General features: G+C 65.0%; 25 protein-coding genes and 2 pseudogenes. 15 read left to right on the plus strand and 12 right to left on the minus strand.

Going from position 1 to position 24,329, the window contains the following annotated elements:
* The first annotated feature begins 12 nt into the window (after positions 1-12).
* Complete coding sequence (locus AYK61_RS20990; protein WP_121872253.1) at positions 13-765, plus strand: isocitrate lyase/phosphoenolpyruvate mutase family protein; 753 nt, start codon at positions 13-15, stop codon at positions 763-765.
* Between the two features lie 57 nt (positions 766-822).
* Here AYK61_RS20990 and AYK61_RS20995 read toward each other — a convergent pair whose 3' ends face one another.
* The 6 genes from AYK61_RS20995 to AYK61_RS21020 all read right to left on the minus strand — a co-directional run bounded on the left by AYK61_RS20995 (position 823) and on the right by AYK61_RS21020 (position 6,500).
* Positions 823-3,003 (minus strand): AAA family ATPase, encoded by a 2,181-nt coding sequence (locus tag AYK61_RS20995; protein WP_121872254.1) that lies wholly within the window; start codon positions 3,001-3,003, stop codon positions 823-825.
* Between the two features lie 24 nt (positions 3,004-3,027).
* The gene (locus AYK61_RS21000; RefSeq protein WP_121872255.1) at positions 3,028-3,882 is read right to left on the minus strand and encodes a phosphatidylcholine/phosphatidylserine synthase; all 855 of its coding nucleotides are present in this window, start codon (positions 3,880-3,882) and stop codon (positions 3,028-3,030) included.
* 8 nt (positions 3,883-3,890) lie between these two features.
* Positions 3,891-4,607, minus strand: a complete 717-nt coding sequence (locus AYK61_RS21005; RefSeq protein ID WP_121872968.1) for a phosphatidylserine decarboxylase — start codon at positions 4,605-4,607, stop codon at positions 3,891-3,893.
* A gap of 151 nt (positions 4,608-4,758) precedes the next feature.
* A complete protein-coding gene (locus tag AYK61_RS21010; RefSeq protein ID WP_121872256.1) occupies positions 4,759-5,019 on the minus strand; it encodes a GlsB/YeaQ/YmgE family stress response membrane protein in 261 nt (86 codons plus the stop codon).
* A gap of 95 nt (positions 5,020-5,114) precedes the next feature.
* Positions 5,115-5,573: an SRPBCC family protein gene (locus tag AYK61_RS21015; protein ID WP_121872257.1), complete on the minus strand. Its 459-nt coding sequence runs from the start codon at positions 5,571-5,573 to the stop codon at positions 5,115-5,117.
* A gap of 129 nt (positions 5,574-5,702) precedes the next feature.
* A complete protein-coding gene (locus AYK61_RS21020) occupies positions 5,703-6,500 on the minus strand; it encodes a DUF1206 domain-containing protein (RefSeq protein WP_121872258.1) in 798 nt (265 codons plus the stop codon).
* Between the two features lie 198 nt (positions 6,501-6,698).
* Between AYK61_RS21020 and AYK61_RS27405 the strand changes: the two genes are divergently transcribed.
* The 6 genes from AYK61_RS27405 (at position 6,699) to AYK61_RS21050 (ending at position 11,825) form a co-directional block, all read left to right on the plus strand.
* Complete coding sequence (locus AYK61_RS27405) at positions 6,699-6,836, plus strand: hypothetical protein (RefSeq protein WP_155288428.1); 138 nt, start codon at positions 6,699-6,701, stop codon at positions 6,834-6,836.
* Positions 6,837-6,933: 97 nt separating this feature from the next.
* Positions 6,934-8,589, plus strand: coding sequence for an FAD-dependent oxidoreductase (locus AYK61_RS21025; protein WP_121872259.1), 1,656 nt, complete (start codon positions 6,934-6,936; stop codon positions 8,587-8,589).
* A 101-nt stretch (positions 8,590-8,690) separates the two neighbouring features.
* The gene (locus AYK61_RS21035) at positions 8,691-10,112 is read left to right on the plus strand and encodes an ATP-binding protein (RefSeq protein WP_259468141.1); all 1,422 of its coding nucleotides are present in this window, start codon (positions 8,691-8,693) and stop codon (positions 10,110-10,112) included.
* Positions 10,109-10,453 (plus strand): UBP-type zinc finger domain-containing protein, encoded by a 345-nt coding sequence (locus AYK61_RS21040; protein ID WP_121872260.1) that lies wholly within the window; start codon positions 10,109-10,111, stop codon positions 10,451-10,453. Before AYK61_RS21035 ends, AYK61_RS21040 begins: the two co-directional genes overlap by 4 nt.
* Positions 10,454-10,535: 82 nt before the next feature.
* The gene (locus AYK61_RS21045) at positions 10,536-11,213 is read left to right on the plus strand and encodes a GPP34 family phosphoprotein (RefSeq protein ID WP_121872261.1); all 678 of its coding nucleotides are present in this window, start codon (positions 10,536-10,538) and stop codon (positions 11,211-11,213) included.
* A 6-nt stretch (positions 11,214-11,219) separates the two neighbouring features.
* Positions 11,220-11,825: a DJ-1/PfpI family protein gene (locus AYK61_RS21050; protein ID WP_121872262.1), complete on the plus strand. Its 606-nt coding sequence runs from the start codon at positions 11,220-11,222 to the stop codon at positions 11,823-11,825.
* Here the strand turns inward: AYK61_RS21050 and AYK61_RS21055 are convergent.
* A complete protein-coding gene (locus AYK61_RS21055; RefSeq protein WP_121872970.1) occupies positions 11,805-12,152 on the minus strand; it encodes a DoxX family protein in 348 nt (115 codons plus the stop codon). The two genes, AYK61_RS21050 and AYK61_RS21055, sit on opposite strands and share 21 nt — an antisense overlap.
* Positions 12,153-12,232: 80 nt before the next feature.
* On the opposite strand from AYK61_RS21055, the gene AYK61_RS21060 reads away from it, so the two are divergent.
* A complete protein-coding gene (locus tag AYK61_RS21060) occupies positions 12,233-12,562 on the plus strand; it encodes a helix-turn-helix domain-containing protein (protein WP_121872263.1) in 330 nt (109 codons plus the stop codon).
* A 43-nt stretch (positions 12,563-12,605) separates the two neighbouring features.
* Here AYK61_RS21060 and AYK61_RS21065 read toward each other — a convergent pair whose 3' ends face one another.
* Complete coding sequence (locus tag AYK61_RS21065) at positions 12,606-14,474, minus strand: BCCT family transporter (protein WP_183130380.1); 1,869 nt, start codon at positions 14,472-14,474, stop codon at positions 12,606-12,608.
* A 288-nt stretch (positions 14,475-14,762) separates the two neighbouring features.
* Between AYK61_RS21065 and AYK61_RS21070 the strand changes: the two are divergent.
* From AYK61_RS21070 to AYK61_RS21080, 3 genes and pseudogenes are all read left to right on the plus strand, one after another.
* Positions 14,763-15,677, plus strand: a pseudogene (locus AYK61_RS21070) (serine/threonine-protein kinase).
* Between the two features lie 46 nt (positions 15,678-15,723).
* Entirely contained in the window at positions 15,724-16,098 is a 375-nt protein-coding gene (locus AYK61_RS21075) for a TetR/AcrR family transcriptional regulator (RefSeq protein WP_121872264.1), read from the plus strand.
* The gene (locus AYK61_RS21080) at positions 16,095-16,448 is read left to right on the plus strand and encodes a hypothetical protein (protein WP_121872265.1); all 354 of its coding nucleotides are present in this window, start codon (positions 16,095-16,097) and stop codon (positions 16,446-16,448) included. Before AYK61_RS21075 ends, AYK61_RS21080 begins: the two co-directional genes overlap by 4 nt.
* A gap of 165 nt (positions 16,449-16,613) precedes the next feature.
* Here AYK61_RS21080 and AYK61_RS21085 read toward each other — a convergent pair.
* A pseudogene (locus AYK61_RS21085) lies at positions 16,614-17,306 on the minus strand (amino acid permease); the annotation flags it as partial.
* Positions 17,307-17,573: 267 nt separating this feature from the next.
* On the opposite strand from AYK61_RS21085, the gene groL reads away from it, so the two are divergent.
* Positions 17,574-19,199 carry a chaperonin GroEL gene (groL, locus tag AYK61_RS21090; protein ID WP_008713461.1) on the plus strand — a complete coding sequence of 542 codons (1,626 nt, stop codon included), beginning with the start codon at positions 17,574-17,576 and terminating at the stop codon, positions 19,197-19,199.
* A 77-nt stretch (positions 19,200-19,276) separates the two neighbouring features.
* Here groL and AYK61_RS21095 read toward each other — a convergent pair whose 3' ends face one another.
* Positions 19,277-19,630 carry a VOC family protein gene (locus AYK61_RS21095; protein ID WP_121872266.1) on the minus strand — a complete coding sequence of 118 codons (354 nt, stop codon included), beginning with the start codon at positions 19,628-19,630 and terminating at the stop codon, positions 19,277-19,279.
* Positions 19,631-19,761: 131 nt separating this feature from the next.
* Between AYK61_RS21095 and AYK61_RS21100 the strand changes: the two genes are divergently transcribed.
* Together AYK61_RS21100 and AYK61_RS21105 are read left to right on the plus strand one after the other, a co-directional pair.
* Entirely contained in the window at positions 19,762-20,532 is a 771-nt protein-coding gene (locus AYK61_RS21100) for an RsiV family protein (protein ID WP_259468143.1), read from the plus strand.
* Between the two features lie 33 nt (positions 20,533-20,565).
* Entirely contained in the window at positions 20,566-21,468 is a 903-nt protein-coding gene (locus AYK61_RS21105; RefSeq protein WP_121872268.1) for an alpha/beta fold hydrolase, read from the plus strand.
* Here AYK61_RS21105 and AYK61_RS21110 read toward each other — a convergent pair.
* Positions 21,465-21,788, minus strand: coding sequence for a putative quinol monooxygenase (locus AYK61_RS21110; RefSeq protein WP_121872269.1), 324 nt, complete (start codon positions 21,786-21,788; stop codon positions 21,465-21,467). The two genes, AYK61_RS21105 and AYK61_RS21110, sit on opposite strands and share 4 nt — an antisense overlap.
* Before the next feature lie 91 nt (positions 21,789-21,879).
* Between AYK61_RS21110 and ligD the strand changes: the two genes are divergently transcribed.
* Positions 21,880-22,833, plus strand: a complete 954-nt coding sequence (ligD, locus tag AYK61_RS21115) for a non-homologous end-joining DNA ligase (protein WP_121872270.1) — start codon at positions 21,880-21,882, stop codon at positions 22,831-22,833.
* A 63-nt stretch (positions 22,834-22,896) separates the two neighbouring features.
* On the opposite strand, the gene argG is transcribed toward ligD, so the two are convergent.
* Positions 22,897-24,312, minus strand: a complete 1,416-nt coding sequence (argG, locus tag AYK61_RS21120) for an argininosuccinate synthase (RefSeq protein WP_121872271.1) — start codon at positions 24,310-24,312, stop codon at positions 22,897-22,899.
* Positions 24,313-24,329: the final 17 nt, after the last annotated feature.

A 24,329-nucleotide genomic window follows, 5' to 3' on the forward strand; every position in this document is an offset into this window, starting at 1 on the left:
TGAGGAGTCCTCATGACGAACCTGTCCCAGAAAGCCACCACCCTGCTCGAGCTGCACCAGCCCGGAAACCCGGTCGTACTGCCGACCGTGTGGGACGCCTGGTCCGCCAACCTGGCTGTGTCCGCAGGCTTCACCGCGCTGACCGTCGGAAGTCACCCCGTCGCCGACTCCATCGGCAAGCCCGACAACGAAGGCATGACCTTCGACGAACTGCTCACCCGCATCTCGCAGATCTCCGCAGCCGTCGACGTGCCGCTGTCGGTCGACATCGAAGCCGGGTACGGCGAGGATCCGAAGCGACTGATCGACGGCCTCATCTCCGTCGGAGCTGTCGGCCTCAACATCGAGGACACCGTGCACAGCGAAGGCGGACGTCTCCGCGAAGCACAGGAACACGCCGACTTCGTCGGAGCACTGCGTGCAGCGTCCGACGCCACCGACGTCCACGTCGTCATCAACGCCCGCACCGACCTGTTCGTCAAGGCGATCGGCGACGAGAGCGACCGCGTCGAGCGCGCCATCGCACGCCTGAAGCTGTGCGCCGCAGCCGGAGCCGACTCGCTCTACCCCGTCGGATTCCACAACGACGCCGACTACAAGCGCCTCGCCGACGAACTCCCACTACCCATCAACGCCATCGCCAACCCGGCCGAAGGCGACCTGAAGCATTTCGCGTCACTCGGTGTCGGACGCATCAGCTTCGGCCCGATCTTCCAGATGACACTCGCCAAGCGCGCCGAGGAAGTCCTCGCCCGCTGGAAGTGAGTGCTGTGCAGTGGTGCGGTTGAGTGCCGCCCAGAGCACTCAACCGCACCACTGCCGCTAGGCACTCCCGTAGGCCCGCAGATGCGCCACCTGCTCGGGATCGAGTGACGGCTTCACCGTCGCCAGAGCGGCGGCGACATCGGCGGCGGTGACGTCGGCCGCATCCATCGACCGACGCATCGCCGTCAACGCGGCCTCGCGCAGCAACGCCGCGCAGTCCGCGGCGGAGTAGCCGTCGAGATCGCGCGCCAGCGACTCCAGATCCACGTCCTCGGCGAGCGGGATGGATTTGCCCGACGCCTTCAGGATGTCCACGCGGGCATCGGAATCCGGCGGCGGCACGAATACAAGGCGCTCGAGGCGGCCGGGGCGCAACAGCGCGGGATCGATCAGATCGGGTCGGTTGGTTGCCCCGAGTACGACGACGTCGCGCAACGGTTCGACGCCGTCGAGTTCGGTCAGCAGCGCCGCGACCACGCGGTCGCCGACTCCGGAGTCCGAGCTCTGGCCGCGTCGGGGCACGAGCGCATCCACTTCGTCGAGGAAGATCAGCGAGGGAGCGGAATCGCGGGCGCGCTGAAAGAGTTCTCGGACAGCCTTTTCCGAGGATCCGACCCACTTGTCCATCAATTCCGCGCCCTTGACCGAGTGCACGCTGAGCTGCCCGGAACTGGCCAGTGCCCGTACGAGGAACGTCTTACCGCAGCCGGGTGGACCGTAGAGCAGGACTCCTCGCGGCGGCTCGATTCCCAAGCGCGCGAACGAATCCGGGTGACGCAGCGGCCACAGCACCGCCTCGGTGAGTGCCTGCTTGGTCTCCACCATGTCGCCGACGTCGTCGAGCGTGAGACTGCCGATGGCCAGTTCTTCGCTTCCCGAACGCGACAGTGGGCGGATCACCTGGAGAGCGCCCACCAGATCGTCCTGCGTCAACGAGGCCGCGGCCGAATCGTTCGATGCGCGAGCCGCCGCCCGCAGCGCCGCCTCCCGCGTCAGTGCGGCCAGATCGGCGACCACGAAACCCGGTGTTCGCGAAGCTATCTCAGCGAGGTCGACATCGCCCTGCGGAACCCTGCGCAGCAGATGTTCCAGCAATCCCTTGCGGCCTGCCGCGTCGGGCAGGGTGAGGGTGAGCTCACGATCGCACAGGTCCTGACCGCGCACTCTGGGATCGGTTGCCTCCGGATGAGCTGTCGTCACGATCAGGGCCAGGCCGGGAGTGTCGACGGCCCGGCGCAAGACATCGAGGACGAACGTGGACGCCGGTTCGGGGACGGAGGGCAGCAACGCGTCGACATCGGTGATGAGCAGAACCCCGGAGCCGGCGAGTTCGTCCACGGCCGCGGTGACCCGGTCTACCCGAGCCGATGCCTCCAGAGCCCCGATCGACGGTCCGTCCAGCACGACGCACGCGCGTTCGCCGATGACCGCGCGCGCCAACGTCGCCTTGCCGACCCCGCCGGGTCCGGTGATCAACACCCCCAGATGCGGCGACGCGCCCAGCGTCGCCAGCAACTCCGACTCGTCCAACGCCAGCCGCAGCCACTCGGTGAGTTTCGACTGCTGGGCGCTCACTCCCACCAGATCGGCCACGCTCACCCGCGGGGCCGCGGCCTTCGGCGCGGGACTCGACGCCGCCGACGCCTGTGCAGCGGTGGCGGTGCCCGAGCCCCACCCGACCGCCGAATTGGGCTGCACACTCACCGGACCACCCGACGGGTCGGCGGCCGAGACCGTCAACAGCTCGGTGGTCCACGCAACTCCGAATGTCCTCGACAGCGCCTGCGTCGCCGATGTGGTCGAGGTGCCGGGTCCGAGATCGCGGGGGAGGAGTGAGACCGTGTCGCCCACCGTCAGCACCTTGCCGAGCAACGCTTGGCGCAGGGTGGCGTCGGAGATGGAACCGGTGGCGAGCGCGGATCCTGTCACCGTGACAGTCCTGGCACCGTAGACGGTGGCGGGTCCGACTGCGACAGAAGCATTTTCGCGAAGGCCGGTGTTGGAGAGAGTGACGTCGTCCAGCAATGCGGTGCCCTGAGGCGATCCCTCGGGAGCCACGGCGACGACGGCGGCCGTGCGACGAGAACCGATGAGTGACACAGCATCCCACTCTCGCAGACCCAGAGCTGCGAGGACTTCCGGATGCAGGCGCACGACGCCGCGTCGGGCATCGGCCGCCGAGGTGTTGAGGCGGGCGGTGAGAACGAGCTCAGGCGTCGTCGAGCGAGATTCGGTCACACGGTCAACAGTAGCGGCGAGGCACTAGCTGCGAGGTCGACGCAGTCCCAGACGTGCCTGCGACCGCCGATTGTTGCCCGGTGCGCGTCGGATGGCCCGGCGCTCGGCGCGGCGCTCGGCCGGCTTGGCGTCCCAGGTGTACGGGCGCGCGGCAGTCCAACGCTGCGAGCGCACCGCGAACGGGATGTGCACCAGGTAGGCCAGCACCAAGCCCATCAGCAGTATCAGCGGGAAGGTGATGAGCGCGGCGGCGAGCAGCGCGACGAGCACCAGCAGGATCGCGGCCAGCCGCGGCGGCACCGAGACCGTCTTGAGCGCCAACGTGGGGATGCGGCTGACGATGAGACCGGCGGTGACGATCGCCCATCCGGCGACGACGTAGAACGAGGCCCACCAGCCGTCGCCGAATTGCTCGAAGCCCGCGATCGGTGCCATGGCGATGAGCGCTCCGGCGGGGGCGGGAACACCGGTGAAGTACTCGCGCGCGTAGGCAGGCGTGTCGTCCACGTCGAGCAGAGTGTTGAAGCGCGCGAGGCGGAGCACGATGCTCACGGCGTAGACCAGCGCCACGATCCAGCCGCCGCTGCTGCCCTCGAGCAGGGTCACGTACAGCACCAGCGCCGGGGCCACACCGAACGAGATGGCGTCGGACAGCGAATCCAGTTCGGCACCGATCTTGCTGGTGGCGTCGAGCAATCGGGCGATGCGACCGTCCAGTGCGTCGAGGATCGCCGCGGCACCGATCATGGCGAGCGCCGTGCCGAGCTGGCCGTCGAGGGCGAACTTGACCGCGGACAGGCCGGAGCACAGCGCGAGAATCGTGACGACGGACGGGAGCAGACGGATGGCAGCAGGCGGCTTGGCGCGTCTGGTGATCATGTCGGTTTCTACTGCGGAAGCTCGGCGAGCACTGTCTCGGCGCCGACGGCGCGTTGGCCGCGTTCGACCAGCAGGGTGGTGCCCGCTGGGAAGTAGGTATCCACGCGCGAGCCGAATCGGATCAGACCGTACGTGTCGCCGATCGAGAGGGTGTCGCCCACCTTGGCGTTGTTGATGATGCGTCGCGCAATGAGACCGGCGATCTGTACCACGGCGACATCCTGACCGGAGCCGGTCCTGATGTGCATGCTGTTGCGCTCGTTGACCTTGCTGGCCTCGGCGAGATCGGCGGACTTGAACTGGCCGCGGCGATGAACGACCTCGATCACTCGGCCACCGACGGGAACGCGCTGCACGTGCACGTCGAGAACCGACAGGAAGATGCTGACGCGGGGGACCGGCTCGGAGCCGAGGTCGAGTTCGCCAGGGGGAACGGCAGTGTCGACGAGTGTCACGAGTCCGTCGGCCGGAGCGACGACGACGCCGGGGCGGTTGGGCGGCACCCGGGACGGGTGTCGGAAGAAGGTAGCGCAGGCACCGGCGGCGACGAGGCCGGCATTTCGGACCCACTTGGACCGGCGGCCGAGAACTGATACGGCGAGCGGACCGCCGACGAACGGCAGTCCTGCGGGGTGTAGCGGTGGAACCGTTTCACGAACCAAATCGACAATGTGAGCCACTCCGGTGCGGGGCGGTTGACCAATCGGGGCGGGACGGCGTGCCACGGTCTCCTCTAACTGTCGGCGACAGTAATTGTCGGCAAGAACGAATGCTGGCAGGTCATGGTGCTCTACGCGAATCGTGCGCAGACGCACGACTGCCGAGGCACTCACAGAGTACGTGAGGTGCCCCGGCAGTCGAGAAGTGCAAGTGCGATCAGACGCGACTGCGACCCGTCACGAGCTTGACCAGGAACAGCAGGATGACTGCGCCGAGAAGGCAGATGAAGAACGTTGCCCACAGGCCACTGCCGTCAACATCGGTGAACAGGCGAAGAATCCAACCTCCCAAGAGGCCGCCGATAACGCCGACGACAATGTTCAGGATGATGCCCATCTGAGCATCGGTCTTCATGATCTTGCTAGCGATCCAGCCGGCGAGCCCGCCGATAACGATGTATACGAGGAATGCCCACATTTACGTTGCCCCCACTTTCCGTTCGTGTCTATTGCTTGTCGAGACGACGGATGCCCGAGAGAAACAAACCTGAAACATTCCTGAGAGAAATTCTTTTAGCTCGACTTCTCACTTTCGGTTTTGATGCGTCGCAGGGTGCTGTTCATACCCTCGACGAGTTCGACGTCGAACTCGTCGATGCCTCCGAGGATGCGGCTGACCAGCAACGACGACACGGCCGTGGTGCCGGTCGGTGCCTGCCGCTTCTCGACGACAGTGGTTCCGGTGGCCGTGGGAGTGAGGGTGTAGGACCAGATCGTCTTGTTCTCGACGACGCGGAAAGCGAGTTCACGGTTGGGCTCGAACGTGACGACTTTGGCCGTGGTCGGCCAGACGAGCAAGCCCTTTCGGTTGATGTTGAGCGTCTTGGTGCCCTTGCCGACCGGTCCGCCGAAGACCTTCATCTTCTTGCACTGCGGGCTCCACTCACCCATGCGCTGCAGGTCCGAGACGATCGACCAGACGGTCTCGGGGCTCGCGGCGATGTCGATCGTGGCTTCGAGAGTCTTGCTCAACGTGGGCCTCCAGGTAGTGAGGTAAATGCAACTGACTGTCACACTCAATCGTGAGCATCCTATGTGTCGGCGGCCACAGCTGGCTACGCAGGTGAGCAGTACTTCGTAGCACAGGGGTCGAACTTTCGCTCACATGCGAGCGAAGCGAGCCAAGACGAAGGCATAGAGCCCGTAGAGCGCGATACCCACTCCGGCGAGGATCAGCAGAACCTGTCCGTAGGGCTGCGAGCCGAGGGTCTTGAGCGCGCCGTCGATGCCGGTGGCCTTCGACGGATCGGATTGCAGAACGGCCACCACGACGAGGAGTCCGGCTCCGACGAGGGCGGTGCCCTTGGCGGCGTATCCGGCGATGCCGAGTTTGACGACGGCCCCGCTCTGGTGCCCTTCGAGATCGTCGAGGAAGTTCTTCGAGACGCCCTTGTAGACGTGGTAGCCGCCGACTCCGATGACGACCAGCGCGACGGCGATGAGCACAAGCTTGCCGCCGCCCGATTCCATCAGTCGCGCGGACCAGCCGGCGTTCTGCTGTCCGCTCGACTTGCCCGATCCGGTAGCGAAGCCGTAGGTCGAGAAGGCGAACGCAATGTAGACGACGGCCAGTGCTGCCGCTTTGAGACGGTCCATCGCACTACCGGCGTCGGCGTCGGACTTCTTGCCGACGATCGCTTCGACGATGCGCCACAGCGCCAGCGCCACGAAAGCGACCACCGCCACCCAGAGCGCGATCTTTCCGCCGGGCTTCTCGGCCAATTCGGCGAGTGCACCGGACTGGTCGGCGTTGCCTGCCTTGCCGAACGCCAACCGAACCGCGATGTATCCGATGAGGATGTGCAGCACTCCGCTGACGAAGTGGCCGGCTCGCGCCGCCCTCTCGAATGCGCTGTTGTCCTGTACCGAATCGGCCACCGACTTACCCGACGTGTTCACTATCGTTCCCCGATCAGTAGATTTGGGCGGCTGTTTACCCCGACCGGGGGCGGAGGAAACTGTCTCGAGCTGCGAAACGCCGCACGAGATCCCACCGCGGCGTTAACACCGGGCGGACACTGATCGATGTAGCAAGCGGAGTGTCGGGACCAACGAAGAAATTGTTCGGAGTGATCCACCGTGAAATTACAGTCGATAATGCGTCGTACCAGCAGTGATCTGCCCCTGTTGAAGACCGCCAGGATGAGTGGCAGCCCGCGTACCTGGCCGGCCGAGAAGCTCGAGCGGCTGCTCACCCCGCAGGAAATCGATCTGATTCGACGCGGCCGAATCTGACCCTGCAGTTCCCAGGCTCGACGCCACCACTGGCCTCCCATATCGGGCCCGGCGGTGGCATGCTCATGAGGTTGACGAGCACCAGTCCTGGAGGGTCATGAAACCGGTCATTCTCAGCGTCGACGACGATCCCGGAGTATCGAGATCGGTCGCCCGCGATCTGCGTCGTCGCTACGGGGAGCAGTACCGCATCGTGCGCGCGGAGTCCGGTGCCGGGGCGCTCGACGCCCTGAAGGAACTCGCGCTGCGCGGCACTCCGGTCGCCATTCTGTTGGCCGACTACCGCATGCCGCAGATGAGCGGCATGGAATTTCTCGAGCAGGCCATGGACATCTTTCCGACGGCCCGTCGCATTCTTCTGACCGCGTACGCGGACACCGACGCTGCGATCGACGCGATCAACGTCATCGATCTCGACTACTACCTGCTCAAGCCGTGGGATCCGCCCGAGGAAAAGCTCTACCCCGTGCTCGACGCCCAGCTCGAGGCCTGGTGTGCGTACGACCACCGGGCCGTGGAGGACACCAAGATCATCGGCCATCGTTGGTCTGCGCGCTCGTCGGAGATCCGCGAGTTCCTCGCTCGCAATCAGCTGCCGTATCGCTGGTACATGTCCGACGAGGCCGAGGGTGCGCGGCTGCTGGCCGCCGCAGGCGTGGACGGCGGCCGCTTGCCGGTGGTCATCACCACCGAGGGCGATGCGTTGATCGAACCGTCGGATGCCGAGCTGGGCGATCGGCTCGGGTTGACGGTGTCGCCGTCGGAGGAGTTCTACGACCTGGTCGTCATCGGCGGCGGACCGGCGGGGCTCGGAGCTGCGCTCTACGGTGCGTCGGAGGGCCTGCGAACCACCCTGATCGAGAGGACCGCCACCGGCGGTCAGGCCGGTCAGAGTTCGCGAATCGAGAACTACCTGGGCTTTCCCGACGGTGTGTCGGGTGCGCAGCTCGCCGAGCGGGCGCGGCGGCAGGCGTTGAAGTTCGGTGCCGAGGTGGTCACCACCCAGGACGTCGTCGGCCTGGAAACCAACGGTGCCGCGCGCACCGTGCGGTTCGCGGACGGGCGCAGCATCAGTGCGCAGACGATCATCTTGTCCACCGGTGTCGCCTATCGCCGGCTGGACGCACCAGGGGTCGACGACTTCACCGGCCGAGGCGTGTTCTACGGATCGGCGATGACCGAGGCGGCGCGGTGTGCCGAGCAGGACGTCTACATCGTGGGCGGTGCGAACTCGGCGGGTCAGGCGGCGGTGTACCTCTCACGCGGGGCCAAGTCGGTGACCATTCTGATCAGGGCCTCTTCCCTCGAAGCGTCGATGTCGTACTACCTCATCAAACAGATCGAAGAGAATCCGAAGATCAGCGTTCGGCCGTGCACCGAGGTCGTGGGAGTGTCGGGCGACGGTCACCTCGAGTCGATCATGCTGCGCAACAGAGCCACCGACGAGACGACGACGGTCGACGCGCAGTATCTGTTCCTGTTCATCGGTGCGGCGCCGCGCACCGAGTGGCTCGACGGGGTGCTCGTGAGGGACGACCATGGATTCGTCGTCACCGGGCCGGATCTCGTCGTCGACGGACGTGGGCCTGCCGGGTGGACGCCCGCCCGCCTCCCGCATCACCTCGAGACGAGCGTGCCCGGCGTGTTCGCGGCCGGTGACGTGCGATCCGACTCGGCCAAACGCGTCGCGTCGGCAGTGGGAGAGGGAGCAATGGCCGTGATGTTGGTGCACAGATATCTGGCGAACCCGTGAGCGCGCAGGAGCGGAGCCTGCGGAGTGACCAGAATACGCAGGAGCGGGGCAGTGACCAGAATGCGCAGGAGCGGAGCCTGCGGAGTGACCAGAGTGGGCTCGTGTGTGATCCGGAGGAACTGCGGACGCTGTTTCTGTTCGAGCACCTCGCCGACTCGCAGTTGGCGGAGCTGTGTCGGGACGGACGTATCGAAACGATCGACCCGGGTCCGGTGTATGCCGAGGGTGATCCGGCGACGTGCTTCTACGTGCTGATGGACGGAGCCGTGGTGCTCTCGAAGCTCTCGGGCGGGGAGGACCTGGTGGTCAACCGGACCTCGCAGCGCGGGGTGTACGCCGGAGCGTGGCAGGCGTACCTGGGTGATCGGGTGCCGCAGACGTACCAGGGTTCGATGCGGGTGACCGAGCGTTCCCGGTTCTTCGTGCTCGACGCCGAGTGCTTCGCGTCCATCGTGCGGGAGTGGTTCCCGATGGCGCTGCACCTGCTCGAGGGTCTGTTCTTCGGCAATCAGAACACCAAGCAGATAGTGGAGCAGCGAGAACGGCTGTTGGCGTTGGGTTCTCTGTCGGCCGGGTTGACGCACGAGCTGAACAATCCGGCGGCGGCCGCGGTGCGGGCGACGTCCGCATTGCGCAATCGCGTGGCACACATGCGGCAGAAGCTGGCGATGATCGCCGGCGGCACCCTCGACCGCTCGAGCCTGGCGCATCTGGTCGAACTGCAGAACGAGGCCGTGGAGCTGGTGTCCAAGGCCCCGAAGTTGACGGCGATGGAGGCGTCGGACCGCGAGGACGAGCTCGGAGAATGGTTCGAGGACAAGGATATTCGAGACGGCTGGGATCTGGCTCCCACATTCGTCTCGGCCGGTCTCGATGTGCCGTGGCTCGATCGAGTCTCGGCGACCGTCGATGATCCGGCGATGCTCGAGGGCGCGATTCGGTGGCTCAACTACACCGTCGAAACCGAGTTGTTGATGAACGAGATCGCGGATTCGACCACGCGAATCTCCACGCTGGTCGGTGCCGCGAAGCAGTATTCGCAAATGGATCGAGCGCCGTACCAGACCGTGGATGTGCGGGAGTTGCTCGACAGCACACTGATCATGTTGGGCCGCAAAATCGGTGACGACATCAAGGTCGTCAAGGAATACGACCCGGCGGTTCCGCCTATTCCGGCATATGCCGCCGAGCTCAATCAGGTGTGGACCAATCTGATCGACAACGCCGTTCAGGCGATGGCCGGTCGCGGCACGCTCACCGTCCGCACGCGCCTCGACGAGGACCAGGTCCAGATCGAGATCTGTGACACCGGGCCCGGTGTGCCGCAGGAGATTCGATCGCGCATTTTCGAGCCGTTCTTCACCACCAAGGCCGTCGGCGAGGGCACGGGTCTCGGCCTGGACATCTCGTGGCGGATCGTGGTGAAGAAGCATCAGGGCGATCTGCGGGTGGTGTCCGAACCCGGGGATACGCGCTTCGTCGTGCGCCTGCCCGTCCAACCTGCAACCGAGGAGACATCATGACCATCGAAGGAATCGACCCACAGGTTCCGCCGTCGGGTCCCGGGTGTGTGGAGTGCACACAGACTCAGGGGTGGTGGGTGCATCTGCGACGGTGTGCGCAGTGCGGTCATATCGGGTGTTGCGACTCCTCGCCGTCGCAGCACGCCAGCAAGCATGCCGAGTCCACCCGGCATCAGCTCGTCCGGAGCTACGAGCCCGGCGAGGACTGGTTTTACGATTACGCGGACGAGCAGATGTACGACGGACCGGAACTGGCTCCGCCGCAGCATCATCCACTCGATCAGACGGTTCCCGGCCCGCGTGAGCGGGTGCCGTCGAACTGGCAGAGTCTGATCAACTGACACCACCCGAGGTCGGTGGAACACTTGGCTTCGCGGAGATGAACACACCGATTCGAGGCTGCACTGTGGGTAATCTCGTGACATGACCCTGATTGCGGAGGACCTGCTGCTGTTGTTGCTCGACGACCACTCGGGCAAGCCGCTGGCCGACAGTACGAAGTTGCCTCGAGTACTGGCAGGTGCGCTGGTGGTCGAGCTGGCGATGGGTGGAGCTCTTCGCGTCACGGGCCCCGGTGAGCAGGTCAAGAAAGATCACGTTCTCGTAGCCGGGGACCCGCCTGTAGATGTGCTGCTGCGGCGGGTGTTCGATCTCGTCGCGACGGCATCGCGACCGATGAAACCGCAGAAGGTGATCGAGAAGTCGCAGAAGAACCTGGCGAAGGAACTGGCCGCGCGTCTGGTGGAGCAAGGCTTCGTCACCGAACAGCACGACAAGGTGTGGGGGTTGTTCCCGAGAACGACGTGGCCCGCTCGTGACATCGCGCACGAGAAGGTGCTGCGAGATGCACTGCGCAGCGCTCTCGTCGACGGTACGACGCCGGAGCCGCATTCGGCGGCATTGATTTCGCTTGTTTCTGCGATCGATCTGACGCACAAGGTCATCGAGGACGCGGACAAGAAGCTCCTGAAGCAGCGCGCGAAGCAGATCGCCGAGGGGGAGTGGGCAGGGGCGGCCGTGCGCAAGGCAGTCTCCGACGTCAACGCTGCGGTGATGGCTGCGGTCATGGTGCCGATCGTCGTCTCGACCACGAGCAGCTGAGGCGGCATGAGGAGAAGCATTGCGATTCTGTTGTTCGACGATGTCGAGGTGCTCGACGCGTGCGGGCCGTTCGAGGTGTTCTCGGTTGCAAATCGGGTAGCCGAACGGGCCGGTACCGCAGCGCTTTTCGACGTGACACTCGTCGGGATCGACGACGGAGCCGTGCGCGCGCGAGGTGGGATGAGGATCGGCGTCGACACCACGATCGACGACCCGCGCGGTTTCGATGTAGTCCTGGTTCCGGGTGGCGTCGTCGATGCCGTGGAGGCGGACAGCCGGGTTCTACAGTGGCTGCAGCGAATTCGGCCCACCGCTGAAACCGTCGCGTCGGTGTGCACCGGAGTGTTCGTGCTCGCGGCGGCGGGACTGCTCGACGAGCGGCCGGTCACCACGCACTGGGAAGATCTGGAGCTACTGGGCGATCGATGGCCTGCGCTCGTCGTGCACGAGGGCGTTCGATACATCGACCACGGAGACCTGGCCACGTCGGCCGGTATCAGTGCCGGTCTCGATCTGGCGTTGCATCTGGTGGCGCGGTGGGCGGGAGCGGATCACGCTCTCGCCACCGCGGGCCAGATGGACTACGACTGGTCAGGCGCTGAGCACCCGTAGAACCAGTGCAACGACGGCGAACACGGCCAGTCCGGCGGCGGGTGCGAAGTCCTTGTCCTTGGCGCGCAGGTGTGCGGCAACGGCTCCGGCGAAGTAGAGGATTACGCCGACGGCGGCAGCGACGCCGATGGGCCAGACGGCCAATCCCACCAGCAGGCCGACGGCTCCGAGTAGTTCCGCGTAGGCGAGCCAGGGAATCTTGTCGGCGGGAACGCCGACCTGCTCGAGCATCGGGATGACGGAGGGGTTCTTCGTCAGCTTCCCGATGGCGGAGAACGTGAGTGCCACGGCGAGCATTACCGAGACGATGACGGTTGCGATGAACATGAGTCCTGCTTTCATTTCTGAGGGCACTAGTAATTCAGAAGCAGCAAGTCGGACTGTAGCACCCTCGGTAGGGTGGAGCCATGGCAACGAATGGAGAGATCGATGATCCGCGTGCCTGCGACGGAGCGCTGACGAAAGCCTTCGGCTTCCTCGGCAAGAGGTGGAACGGAATTCTTCTTGCGACGCTGATGAACGGGCCGATGGGATTCTCGGACCTTCGCCGTGCCGTCGGTGGTATCAGTGATTCGGTGTTGTCCGAGCGACTCGGCGAACTCGCCAAAGCAGGTCTGGTGGCGCGCACCGTCGACGACGGGCCACCCATCTCCGTGGGGTACAGCCTGACGTCCTCCGGCGAGGCGCTGCTGCCGTCGTTGGAGGCTCTCACCGACTGGGCTTCGAAAAACCTCTGACCCCCGCGAGAGGCTCGCGAGGGTCAGAGTCGGTCGATAACGATCAGCTGGGGTTGCTGTCCTTCTGTCCCTCAGCCGAGTCGGCGAACTCCTGGGTGTCGAAGACTTCGCCGCCGAGTGGGTCGACCGGAGCGTTGTCGCTGGAGTACTCGACGGCCCCCGTCTCGGGATGGACCTCGAGTTGCTCGTTGGACACCTCGTGCACGGCCAGCACGACCGTGCCGCCGCCGCGAGGTGTGGACAGCCCCTCGCGTGAGGGGGCCAGTCCGGAGAACGTCGAGGAGATTCCGGACGATCGCTTGCGCTTCGCCTCGGATTCCCCGCCCTTGCCGGCCGGCACCGTCCCGGTCTCGGTCTCAGGGGTAGCGGTGACACGGACGTACCGCGGCGTGGTGGCGACGTCGTAGCGGAACGCCTTGAGCATAGACACACATGCGAGCACCAAGACCACCGAGAACGGAACCGCCGTGGCTATCGACATCGTCTGCAACGCAGTCAGGGAACTCGTTCCACCGACCAGGAGCAGTACGGCTGCGGCCGTCCCTTCGAGGACTGCCCAGTAGACCCGAGTGATCTTCGGTGTTTCCAGTTCTCCACCGGTGGAGAGGATGTCGACCACCAGTGACCCGGAGTCCGAGGACGTGACGAAGAAGAACACGATGACTGCGATGGCGATGACGCTGGTGATCGTGGCCAGCGGCAGGCCGTCGAGCATCTGGAAGAGGCTGGTGTTGTTGTTCACCGCGCCCTCGGCGTCCAGCAGGTCCCCGTCGTTGCGCTGGCGAAGGATGCCGGTGTCACCGAAGATGGTGAACCACAACGAGCCGACGATGGTCGGTGCCAGCAGCACGCCGAAGACGAACTCGCGGATGGTGCGGCCGCGGGAGATGCGAGCGATGAACATGCCCACGAAGGGTGCCCAGCTCATCCACCAGCCCCAGTAGAAGATGGTCCAACCGGCAGCCCAGCCGTCGTCCGCGAACGGTGACGTGCGCAGCGCCAACTCGGGCAGGGCCTGCACGTAGCCGCCGAGGTTCTGTACCCAGGACTGCATCAGGAACAGAGTCGGTCCCAGAATCAGGACGAACAAAGCCAGCGCCCCGGCCATGGCCATGTTGATGTTCGAGAGCCACTTGAGACCCTTGGACACTCCGGTCACCACCGAGAACGTGGCGATGCCGGTGATGATCGCGATCAGGAGCACCACGAACCAGTTGCTGGTCTCCACCCAGCCCAGGTACTCGAGGCCCGCGGAGATCTGCTGGACGCCGAATCCGAGCGAGGTCGCGACACCGAACAGGGTGCCGACGATCGCGACGGCGTCGATGGTGTGCCCGATGCCGCCCTCGATGCGCTTGCGGCCGAGCAGAGGTTCGAGCAGCCAGCGGACGGTCAGTGGGCGACCCTTGCGGTAGGTCATGTAGGCCATGCCGAGGCCGACGACGACGTAGATGGCCCACGCGTGCAGACCCCAGTGGAACAGCGTCAGTTCCATCGCTTGACGTGCAGCCGCGTCGGTGGACCCGGGAATTCCGCCTGCCTCCGGCGGAGTCACGTAGTGCGAGAGCGGCTCGGCGACGCCGTAGAACACCAGGCCGATGCCCATGCCGGCGCTGAACAGCATGGCGAACCAGGACAGAACGCCGAACTCGGGCTTCTCGTCGTCACGACCGAGGCGGATGTTGCCGACGCGGCTGAGGCCGCAGTACAGCGCGAACAGTACGAAGCCGGTGGCAGCGAGGATGTACCACCAGCCGACGCCGTCGGCGATGATGCCGTTGAGCGTGTCGAAGGCATCGGCAGCGGTCGACGCGTAGATGACCGAAAAGGCGATCATCCCGATGATCACCACCGAGGCCGGAACGAAGACCGGCTTGAGCAGGCCTCCCCAAGCTTCTTTTATTGCATTCACTTACTTGACTTCCTTACAACTCGAGTCACCGTAATCGGCTGACCGCAATCGGTTTGCCGTTCTTCTTCTCTTGTTTCGGTCAAGTACCGGCTATCACCATAAACGACATCGGCGCTGGTGGCGAAACTCGCGAGGGCCGCCGAACTGGTGAACAGGCGCGCATGCGCCTTCTTTCGAGTCGCCCCGAACAGTCGAACGGACTACAGTTCTGCCGATGCTGCGGACGTGTCCGGTCGTGTCGCCCGTCGACTTCTGCGTCGCGAGTGATCCTGTGCGACAGGCAATTTCGTGACAGGTCGATTGCAGCCGGGTTCGGAGTTCGCGGGCTTTCGGGTCCAGCGTCGCCTCGGAGTGGGCGGTATGAGCGAGGTGTATCTGGTTCTCGGGCACGGCCACGACCGGCTCGAGGCTCTCGAGATCCTGGACCGGGACGCGTCGCGATCGCCGAGGTTGCGCAACAAGTTTCGGATGGAAGCGGCCGTCGCCGCACAACTGGTGCACCCGAACATCGTGTCGGTGCACGAGCACGGGGAGTTCGAGCACCAGCTGTGGATGTCGATGCACTACGTGGACGACTACACCGCCGCGCGGCTGGTCGCCCGCGGACAGATCGCACTCGACGTGTCCCGGGTGGCGCGCATCGTCGCCGAGGTGGCCAAGTGACTCGACCACGCCCACTCGCAGGGCGTCGTGCATCGGGACGTCAAGCCGGCGAACATTCTCATCTCCACCGAGCGAATCGACGGCTACGAGCAGGTGTTGTTGTCCGACTGGGGAATTGCTCGCCTACTGGGGGATTCGACTCCGCTCGCTGCGGGTGGGACGGTGCTGGCATCCATCCCGTACGCGGCACCGGAACTGCTTCGCGGGGGAGTGCTGAGTGCGCAGACCGACGTCTACGGTCTGGGGGCGACTCTCGTCGAACTGGCCACCGGCCGGCCGCCGTATCCGCTGGCCACGCCGTTGGCCATCACCGCCGCACATCTCACGGCCGAGCCGCCGTCGGTGACGCGTCGTCGACGCGCGTTGCCGCGGGGGCTCGACGCGGTGGTCGCGAGGGCGTTGGCGAAGGATCCATCGGATCGCTTCCGAACCTGCGCCGAGCTCAGCGACGCGGTGGCGGTAGCAGTGAAAGCCGGAGTTCCGGAACCGCCGCCGCGACGATCGCCGTTCACGCGATCGCGTTGGCTGAAATCTTCTTGACCGATCGTTCTTGACTGATCGGTCATCAATCTGCGATGCTCGATGCATGGGACGAACGAGAAGCTTCGACGAGGTCGTCGTCGTCGCGTCGGCCGCCGAACAGTTTCGATCGGGCGGCTACGAAGGAACCTCCCTGGATGATCTGCTGCGCGCCACAGGACTGCATCGCGGCAGTCTCTACCAGGCGTTCGGCAGCAAGCGAGGATTGTTTCTCGCTGCGTTGACCAGGACCGAGTGGGATGTGGATCTACTGCTGGTGGCATTGCTCGAACTTGCACCGTTCGACGACCACGTCCGCGAAATCTGCTCCGCCACACTGCTCGACAGTGGCGTCGAGAACATTGCCCACGTGCTCGGTGAACGTCTGCTGGTGCGGGCACTCATCGATCCGAACCTTGCTATCGAAGGAGAACACGCATGAACTCCGTGACCATCGTCGACGCCACCCTGATCGTCGAACCGAGGGGACTGGACAAGCTGTGGTCGTTCACCCGCCGTCTCGAAATCCCTCTCGTGCACGTGCGCGGTGCCACCCACGACCCGGGAGCGAGTAAGGAGCCCAAGGGAATTCGCGCGCCCGGTCTCGGGCTGCCCGGAAAGACCGCGGGCACCTTTCATCGTGACGGCGTGAGGACGTTCTACAACGTCACCGGCAGCGCCGACACGATCGTCATCGAGCTCGAACAGCAGGAATACCAGCGCCTCGTCCTGACGGTGGCGGATCCGCGAGCGGTGGTGCAGTCGGTCAACAACGCGGCGGCCGCTGCGTGACGGGCCTCCGGTGCAGGAGACCCGTCACGCGAGAGGGCTACATCCTCCGGGTCGGTCGGACGGTTGGCGACCACCGGGTACTGGCCGGTGTCGCCGAGGCGTTCCTCGGCGACGGCGAGCACCTTGGTGCGCACCAGGAACCAGCCACCGATCAGAGCGGGGATGATGCGGCATCAGCACGGCCAGCAACACCAGCGAGCCGACGTAGAACAGTGCGATACGCGCGATGACCGAGTTGATCGCGCGCGGCATGATCTTCCCCGGGTTCTCGGTCTCACCCGCGGCCGTACCCACCAGTTTCACTGCGGTATAAGCGAACACGACGCCCGAGATCACGATCACCAGTGGCCATGCCCCGGACGGGAAGAGTCCGCCGTTGTCGGTGATCAGGCTGATGCCCGGCACCTGTGTGCCCACCGGAATGCGGCCGGCGAGGAACACGATGCCCACGATCAGGAAGGTCACCAGCGCGACGACCTTGATCATCGCCGCCCAGAACTCCATCTCACCGAACCAGCGGACCGAGACGAGGTTGATGGACATGACGATGACGACGGCGATCAATGCGATGACCCACTGCGGGATCACCTCGAAGCTGCCCCAGTAGTGCATGTACGTCGCGATGGCCGTGACGTCGACGATGGCCGTCATCGCCCAGTTGAGGAAGTACATCCAGCCCGCGACGAAGGCTGCCTTCTCGCCGAAGAACTCGCGCTCGTAGGAGACGAAGCTGCCCGGGGACGGGCGGTGCAGGACCAGCTCGCCGAGGGCGCGCAGGATGAAGAACACGAAGATGCCGCACAGGGCGTAGGCGAGGAAGATGCCGAATGTCAACAATGGCTCCGGATGTGAAGAGTGCGTGAAGAACCCTCGCGAAGGTGATCATCTGCTCGCGACTTTCGCCGCGCGGTGGCGTCGGGCATGGGGGTGTCGGTGGTTTGCCCGCGGCGGACGACCTTGCACTCGCCATGGTCGAGTGCTAGAAATGCAGTTGGCACTCTCGACACGTGAGTGCCAGGTCGGGACACGGTGAGGCCGGGGAATCAACGACACCCCTGGTCGTCCGTCGCGGGCACCGAGCTCGGCCAGCAATGTGTCACCCCCAATCCGGAGGATCACTTCGCAATGGCCAAGATCATCGCGTTCGACGAAGAGGCACGCCGTGGCCTCGAGCGAGGCCTCAATGCCCTCGCCGACGCAGTAAAGGTGACGTTGGGCCCCAAGGGTCGCAACGTCGTACTCGAGAAGAAGTGGGGAGCTCCCACGATCACCAACGATGGTGTTTCCATCGCCAAGGAGATCGAGCTCGAAGATCCCTACGAGAAGATCGGTGCCGAGCTCGTCAAGGAGGTCGCCAAGAAGACCGACGACGTCGCAGGCGACGGCACCACCACCGCTACCGTTCTCGCTCAGGCACTCGTCCGTGAAGGCCTGCGCAACGTCGCAGCCGGCGCGAACCCGCTCGGCCTCAAGCGCGGCATCGAGAAGGCTGTTGCAGCCGTCACCGAGTCGCTGCTCGCGTCCGCCAAGGAGATCGACACCAAGGAGCAGATCGCTGCTACCGCCGGTATCTCCGCAGGCGACCCGTCCATCGGCGAGCTCATCGCCGAGGCAATGGACAAGGTCGGCAAGGAAGGCGTCATCACGGTCGAGGAGTCCAACACCTTCGGCCTGCAGCTCGAGCTCACCGAGGGCATGCGCTTCGACAAGGGCTACATCTCGGCGTACTTCGCCACCGATGCAGAGCGCCAGGAAGCCGTCCTCGAAGACGCGTACATCCTGCTCGTCAGCTCCAAGATCAGCACCGTCAAGGACCTGCTGCCGCTGCTGGAGAAGGTCATCCAGTCCGGCAAGCCGCTCGTCATCATCGCCGAGGACGTCGAGGGCGAAGCTCTCTCCACCCTCGTGGTGAACAAGATCCGTGGCACCTTCAAGTCCGTCGCCGTCAAGGCTCCCGGATTCGGTGACCGTCGCAAGGCGCAGCTCGCCGACATCGCCATCCTCACCGGTGGCGAGGTCATCAGCGAAGAGGTCGGCCTCTCCCTGGAGACCGCCGGACTCGAGCTGCTCGGTCAGGCACGCAAGGTCGTCATCACCAAGGACGAGACCACCATCGTCGAGGGCTCGGGAGATTCCGACGCCATCGCCGGTCGCGTCAACCAGATCCGCGCCGAGATCGAGAACTCCGATTCCGACTACGACCGCGAGAAGCTGCAGGAGCGCCTGGCCAAGCTGGCCGGTGGCGTTGCAGTCATCAAGGCCGGAGCGGCAACCGAGGTCGAGCTCAAGGAGCGCAAGCACCGCATCGAAGATGCCGTGCGTAACGCCAAGGCAGCCGTCGAAGAAGGCATCGTCGCCGGTGGCGGCGTGGCACTGCTCCAGGCAGCGCCCGCACTCGACAACCTCAAGCTCGACGGTGACGAGGCAACCGGCGTGAACATCGTTCGCGTCGCACTGTCCGCTCCGCTCAAGCAGATCGCATTCAACGCAGGCCTCGAGCCCGGCGTCGTTGCGGACAAGGTCTCCAACCTGCCCGCCGGTCACGGCCTCAACGCCGCGACCAACGAGTACGAGGACCTGCTCGCTGCAGGCATCAACGACCCGGTCAAGGTCACCCGCTCGGCACTGCAGAACGCAGCGTCCATCGCGGCTCTGTTCCTCACCACCGAGGCCGTCGTCGCCGACAAGCCCGAGAAGGCCGGAGCGCCCGCTGGCGATCCGACCGGTGGCATGGGCGGCATGGACTTCTGAGTCCCTTGTTGCACTGAAAAAGCCCGACTCCCTTTCGAGGGGGTCGGGCTTTTTCGTGCTTCGGGGATTCGCAGTATTCAGTCCCGGTGATACGCGATGTTGACCACGTTGCCGTCGGGAGCCCGCACGAAGAAGCGGCGCACACCCCACGGCTCGGTGGTCAACGGGTAGACGATCTCGTAGCCCAACTTTTGCGCTTCGGCGTACGCACCGTCGACATCGTCGGTGAGCACCGACATCACAGAATCCTCCGGTGCGCTCTCGTCGCGGGTGACCAGCTGAACGCTGACCGGCCGGTCGGGTGACGTCAGCCGCGCAACCCAGCCCATGTCGAACTCCTCCGAACGCAGCCCGAGAAACTCGGAGTAGAACGACTTGGCCGCGTCCACGTTCGGTACGCGCAGATTGGTGATGATGCTTCTCGTTCTCATCGAATTCTCCTCCGATTCGTGGACGGCCGGAAGCCTGGACGTTCGACGGTAACAGCGCAGTTGCCGGCTGTTCGGTGGTTGAGTGAGCGGTCGCGTTGTGGTTAGTGTGGGTAATGGCTCGAATTCGCTCGATGACGGTCGCACTTGCCGTAGCAGCGGCCCTAGCGGGCTGCTCCACCTCGGGGACCGCCACGCCCGCGTCGGCACCGACGACCACCGAAGTCACGGTCACCACCGAGAGCGCCGAGCCGACCACCACAACGCCTACCACCACCTCGAGTGCCGCCGAGCCGTACGTCGTAGGCAGCACTCGGATCACCGGATCCACGGAGCATGCCACCTTCAACGTCGCAATTCCGCAGCTCAGTGGTGGAAATCCCGCGGTGACGGCAGAGTTCAACGAGTCGATGCGTGCTGCGCTCCAAGATCAGATCGACCGCGACTACGGATACGACTTCGCCCTCAGTGACGGCTACTCGACAGGTGCGACCTACGTCGGGCGGCGAGTGATCAGCGCGGAACAGATCACGGATTGGATCGCCGTGCCGCCCGGAGCGCACGGCAATTCGCTGATTGCGACTGTGACGATCGATGCCGACACCGCGCAGCCGATCTCTCTCGGCGATGCCTTCACCGACCTGGATTCGGGCCTGTCGCGGCTGTCCGAACGAGCAGCGGAGATTCTGCCGACCACACGCGCGGGCGAGAGCTTCGAGCGCTCGGGCATCGAGCCGACGGTGGCCAACTTCGCGAACTGGACGGCATCTCCGGAGGGGATGAACATTCACTTCGGGGACTACCAGGTGGGGGCCTACGGCATCGGCCTCGTCACGATCACCGTGCCGTGGACGGAACTGTCCGATGTTCTCGCTCCCGGCATGGAGGATGTGCTGAGCAGCTGAGCCGGCGCGGCAGCACAATGCGAGCATGGACCGATGATGATTCGCGCAGGCGTGCTGGATGTGGCGTTCGACCGTTTCGGTGATCCGTCCGGTCGTTCGGTGGTACTGCTGCACGGGTTTCCGTACGACCCGCGCGGTTACGACGACGTCGCCAGGCTGCTCGCCGAATCCGGCTACGACGTGGTGGTGCCGTACCTGCGAGGTTTCGGACCTACCCGGTTCGTCGACGCCGACACGATGCGCTCCGGGGAGCAGGCCGCGATCGGCTACGATCTTCGCGAGCTGATCATCGCGCTGGAACTGAACGAGCCCATCGTCGCCGGCTACGACTGGGGTGGGCGAGCGGCGTGCGTCGTCGCCGCGATGTGGCCGGAGTTGATATCCGGACTGGTGAGCGTGTCCGGATACCTGATCCAGGACATCACCGCGGCAGTGTCCACACCAGTGCTACCGCACCTCGAGAAGCGGTACTGGTATCAGTACTACCTGCATTCCGAGCGAGGCCGGGCCGGGCTCGCGGCCCACCGCGCGGAGATCGCACAAACACTGTGGACGGATTGGTCGCCGACCTGGCGGTTCGGCGACTCCGAATTCGCGGCTACGGCACCCTCGTTCGACAACCCCGACTTCGTGGACGTGTCCGTGCATTCCTACCGGCACCGATACGGCATCGAGCCGGGGGATGCTACCTACGCAGCGACGCAGGAGTTGCTGACTCGGCAACCGAGAATCACGGTGCCCACGGTCGTGATCGATCCGACCGAGGACACCGTCGCCTCGTTGTACGGCCGCCCGGACCACCCGGCGCACTTCACCGATCTGATCGACGTTCGCCAGATCGACTGCGGCCACAACCCGCCGCAGGAGTTGCCCGGCCAGTTCGCCGACGCCGTCGTCACGCTGGGCGAGGCGGTCCGGGATCGAGAATCGAACTAGTCGACGGCGAGCTCTCCCAGTTCGTTCCAGTCGGTGCCGTCGACCTCTTGGCTGATGATCTTCGGCGTCTCCTGCAGGTACGGCGGGAGATCCTTCTGGGCCTGCTTGAAGTGATCCGAGTTCACATGAGCCGCACCGGCATCGGGGTCCTTGAACGCTTCCACCAGGACGTACTCGGTGGGATCGTCGAGCGTGCGCGACCAGAAGTACCAGAGGCACCCTTCCTCGGCCTGGCAGGCCTGCGTGAAGTCGCGTGAGATCTCGGGCCAGTTGTCCGCGTGCTCGGGCTTGACCTTGAACTTGGCGGTGATGAAGATCAACGTTGCTCCTTGTTGTCGATGGCCTTGTTGCTGTACCCGGATTGCATGGAGAGCATGCCTGCCGTCGGGGGAATCGCCTACGCTCGGACTCATGGCCAGTAGCTCACCGTCGATCGAGATACCGGTGGGCGAGCGCAGCGTCCGCATTTCCAACCCCGATCGGGTCTATTTCCCCGAAAGCGGAGCCACCAAGCTGGATTTGGTGAACTACTACCTGAGCGTGGGCGACGGCATCGTGCGGGCGCTGCGGGAACGACCGTGCATGATGCACCGCTTCCCGAAGGGCCTCGCCGGCGACAAGGTGCATCAGAAACGCGTGCCCAACGGAGCGCCGCCGTGGCTCGAAACGGTGCAGGTGACGTTTCCCCGCTACAACCGCACCGCGGACGAGCTGTGCGTGACGGAGTTGGCGCACGTGGCCTGGGCGGTCCAGATGTCGACCGTCGAATTCCATCCGTGGAACAGCCGTCGCGCCGATGTAGAGATGCCCGACGAGTGGCGCATCGACCTCGACCCGATGCCCGACTGTTCCTTCGACCGAGTACGACGCGTGGCCGGGGTGGTCCAGGAAGTGTTGGACGACCTCGGTGCCGTCGGCTGGCCCAAGACCTCCGGCGGACACGGGCTGCACATCTACGTACGCATCGACCCGGCCCACGGATTCAAGGACTTGCGAAGGGCTGCACTGGCTTTCGCGCGCGAGATCGAGCGACGAGCCCCGGACGACGTGACGACGACGTGGTGGCGCAAGGACCGCGATCCGTCGAAAGTGTTCGTCGACTACAACCAGAACGCCCGCGACCACACGATCGCCAGCGCGTATTCGGTGCGTGGAAATCAACAGGCGACGGTGTCGACGCCGATCTCCTGGGACGAGGTTGCGAGCGTCGACCCGCGCGAGTTCACGATGTTCACGGTGCCGGCCAGGTTTGCCGAGTTGGGCGATCTCCACTCGGGCATCGACGATGCGGTGTTCGCGATCGACGAGCTACTCGAATGGGCGGAGCGGGACGAGCACGAGGGTTTGACGGAGCCCGAGGAGTAGCCGAACTCGCAGTTATGTACAGAAATCAGCGGAAATCCGTACATAACTGCGAGTTGGGCAGCGTCAGTCGGTACCGGACTCGATGGCGGCGTGGTCGAGTGCCGAGGAGTCCACGGAACCGTCGGGACCGCTGGCGGCGATGGCGTCGGCTCCGCCTGCGGGGAGTTCGCCGATCAGTTCGCCCCAGGCCGTGAGTTGATTCTGGGCGGCGTACTGCTCGAGCTTGCTGCGCGAATCGGCGATGTCGAGGTTGCGCATCGTGAGCTGACCGATGCGGTCGCCGGGGAAGAACGCCTGGCCCTGGCTGCGTTCCATGGACAGCTTCTCGGGGTGGTAGCTGAAGTTGCTGCCCTGGGTGTCGACGATCGTGAAGTCCTGGCCGCGGCGCAGTCGCAGCGTCACGCTGCCGCTGACGACGTTGCCGACCCAGCGCTGCAGGCCCTCGCGCAGCATCAGCGCCTGCGGATCGAACCAGCGTCCCTCGTACAGCAGACGGCCGAGTCGACGGCCCTCGTTGTGGTACGAGGCGACGGTGTCCTCGTTGTGGATGGCGTTGACGAGGCGCTCGTAGGTGATGTGCAGCAGTGCCATGCCGGGAGCCTCGTAGATGCCGCGGCTCTTGGCTTCGATGATGCGGTTCTCGATCTGATCGCTCATGCCGAGGCCGTGGCGTCCACCGATGGCGTTGGCTTCCATGACGAGGTCGACGGCGCTGTCGAAGCTCTTGCCGTTGATGCGGACGGGGCGGCCGCGCTCGAACTCGACGGTGACTTCCTCGGGCGCAATCTCCACCTCGGGGTCCCAGAACCGCACGCCCATGATGGGGCTGACGATCTCGAGGGAGGTGTCGAGGTATTCGAGCTTCTTCGCCTCGTGCGTTGCGCCCCAGATGTTGGCGTCGGTGGAGTAGGCCTTCTCGGCGGAGTCACGGTAGGGGAGGGTGCGCTGGGTGAGCCACTGCGACATCTCGTGTCGGCCGCCGAGCTCGGCGACGAACGCCTCGTCCAGCCACGGCTTGTAGATCCGCAGCTGCGGGTTGGCGAGCAGGCCGTAGCGGTAGAACCGCTCGATGTCGTTGCCCTTGTACGTCGATCCGTCGCCCCAGATCGAGACGCCGTCCTCGGCCATGGCGCGCACCAGCATGGTGCCGGTGACCGCGCGGCCGAGCGGGGTGGTGTTGAAGTAGGTCTGCAGTGACGAGCGGATGTGGAATGCGCCGCAGGTCAGCGCGGCCAAACCTTCTTCGACGAGCGGTTCACGGCAGTCGATGAGCCGCGCCTGCTCGGCCCCATAGGCGAGACCGCGCTCGGGCACATCGGACAGATCCGGCTCGTCGTACTGGCCGATGTCGGCGGTGTAGGCATACGGGATCGCGCCGTGCTCGCGCATCCAGGCGACAGCCACCGAGGTGTCGAGACCACCGGAGAATGCGATGCCGATTCGTTCGCCGACCGGGAGAGAGTTCAGTACCTTCGTCACGGCAGCAGCCTAGTAGG

Source organism: Rhodococcus sp. SBT000017, assembly GCF_003688915.1.
In the GTDB taxonomy this organism is placed as follows: domain Bacteria; phylum Actinomycetota; class Actinomycetes; order Mycobacteriales; family Mycobacteriaceae; genus Rhodococcoides.

What these genes read in the sequence shown, in the direction of transcription:
- AYK61_RS20990 (WP_121872253.1), top strand. Translation starts at nt 13, where the DNA reads ATGACGAACCTGTCCCAGAAAGCCACCACCCTGCTCGAGCTGCACCAG.
- AYK61_RS21000 (WP_121872255.1), bottom strand. Translation starts at nt 3,882, where the DNA reads ATGATCACCAGACGCGCCAAGCCGCCTGCTGCCATCCGTCTGCTCCCG.
- AYK61_RS21010 (WP_121872256.1), bottom strand. Translation starts at nt 5,019, where the DNA reads ATGTGGGCATTCCTCGTATACATCGTTATCGGCGGGCTCGCCGGCTGG.
- AYK61_RS27405 (WP_155288428.1), top strand. Translation starts at nt 6,699, where the DNA reads ATGCGTCGTACCAGCAGTGATCTGCCCCTGTTGAAGACCGCCAGGATG.
- AYK61_RS21025 (WP_121872259.1), top strand. Translation starts at nt 6,934, where the DNA reads ATGAAACCGGTCATTCTCAGCGTCGACGACGATCCCGGAGTATCGAGA.
- AYK61_RS21040 (WP_121872260.1), top strand. Translation starts at nt 10,109, where the DNA reads ATGACCATCGAAGGAATCGACCCACAGGTTCCGCCGTCGGGTCCCGGG.
- AYK61_RS21045 (WP_121872261.1), top strand. Translation starts at nt 10,536, where the DNA reads ATGACCCTGATTGCGGAGGACCTGCTGCTGTTGTTGCTCGACGACCAC.
- AYK61_RS21050 (WP_121872262.1), top strand. Translation starts at nt 11,220, where the DNA reads ATGAGGAGAAGCATTGCGATTCTGTTGTTCGACGATGTCGAGGTGCTC.
- AYK61_RS21055 (WP_121872970.1), bottom strand. Translation starts at nt 12,152, where the DNA reads ATGTTCATCGCAACCGTCATCGTCTCGGTAATGCTCGCCGTGGCACTC.
- AYK61_RS21060 (WP_121872263.1), top strand. Translation starts at nt 12,233, where the DNA reads ATGGCAACGAATGGAGAGATCGATGATCCGCGTGCCTGCGACGGAGCG.
- AYK61_RS21075 (WP_121872264.1), top strand. Translation starts at nt 15,724, where the DNA reads ATGGGACGAACGAGAAGCTTCGACGAGGTCGTCGTCGTCGCGTCGGCC.
- AYK61_RS21080 (WP_121872265.1), top strand. Translation starts at nt 16,095, where the DNA reads ATGAACTCCGTGACCATCGTCGACGCCACCCTGATCGTCGAACCGAGG.
- groL (WP_008713461.1), top strand. Translation starts at nt 17,574, where the DNA reads ATGGCCAAGATCATCGCGTTCGACGAAGAGGCACGCCGTGGCCTCGAG.
- AYK61_RS21095 (WP_121872266.1), bottom strand. Translation starts at nt 19,630, where the DNA reads ATGAGAACGAGAAGCATCATCACCAATCTGCGCGTACCGAACGTGGAC.
- AYK61_RS21100 (WP_259468143.1), top strand. Translation starts at nt 19,762, where the DNA reads ATGACGGTCGCACTTGCCGTAGCAGCGGCCCTAGCGGGCTGCTCCACC.
- AYK61_RS21105 (WP_121872268.1), top strand. Translation starts at nt 20,566, where the DNA reads ATGATGATTCGCGCAGGCGTGCTGGATGTGGCGTTCGACCGTTTCGGT.
- ligD (WP_121872270.1), top strand. Translation starts at nt 21,880, where the DNA reads ATGGCCAGTAGCTCACCGTCGATCGAGATACCGGTGGGCGAGCGCAGC.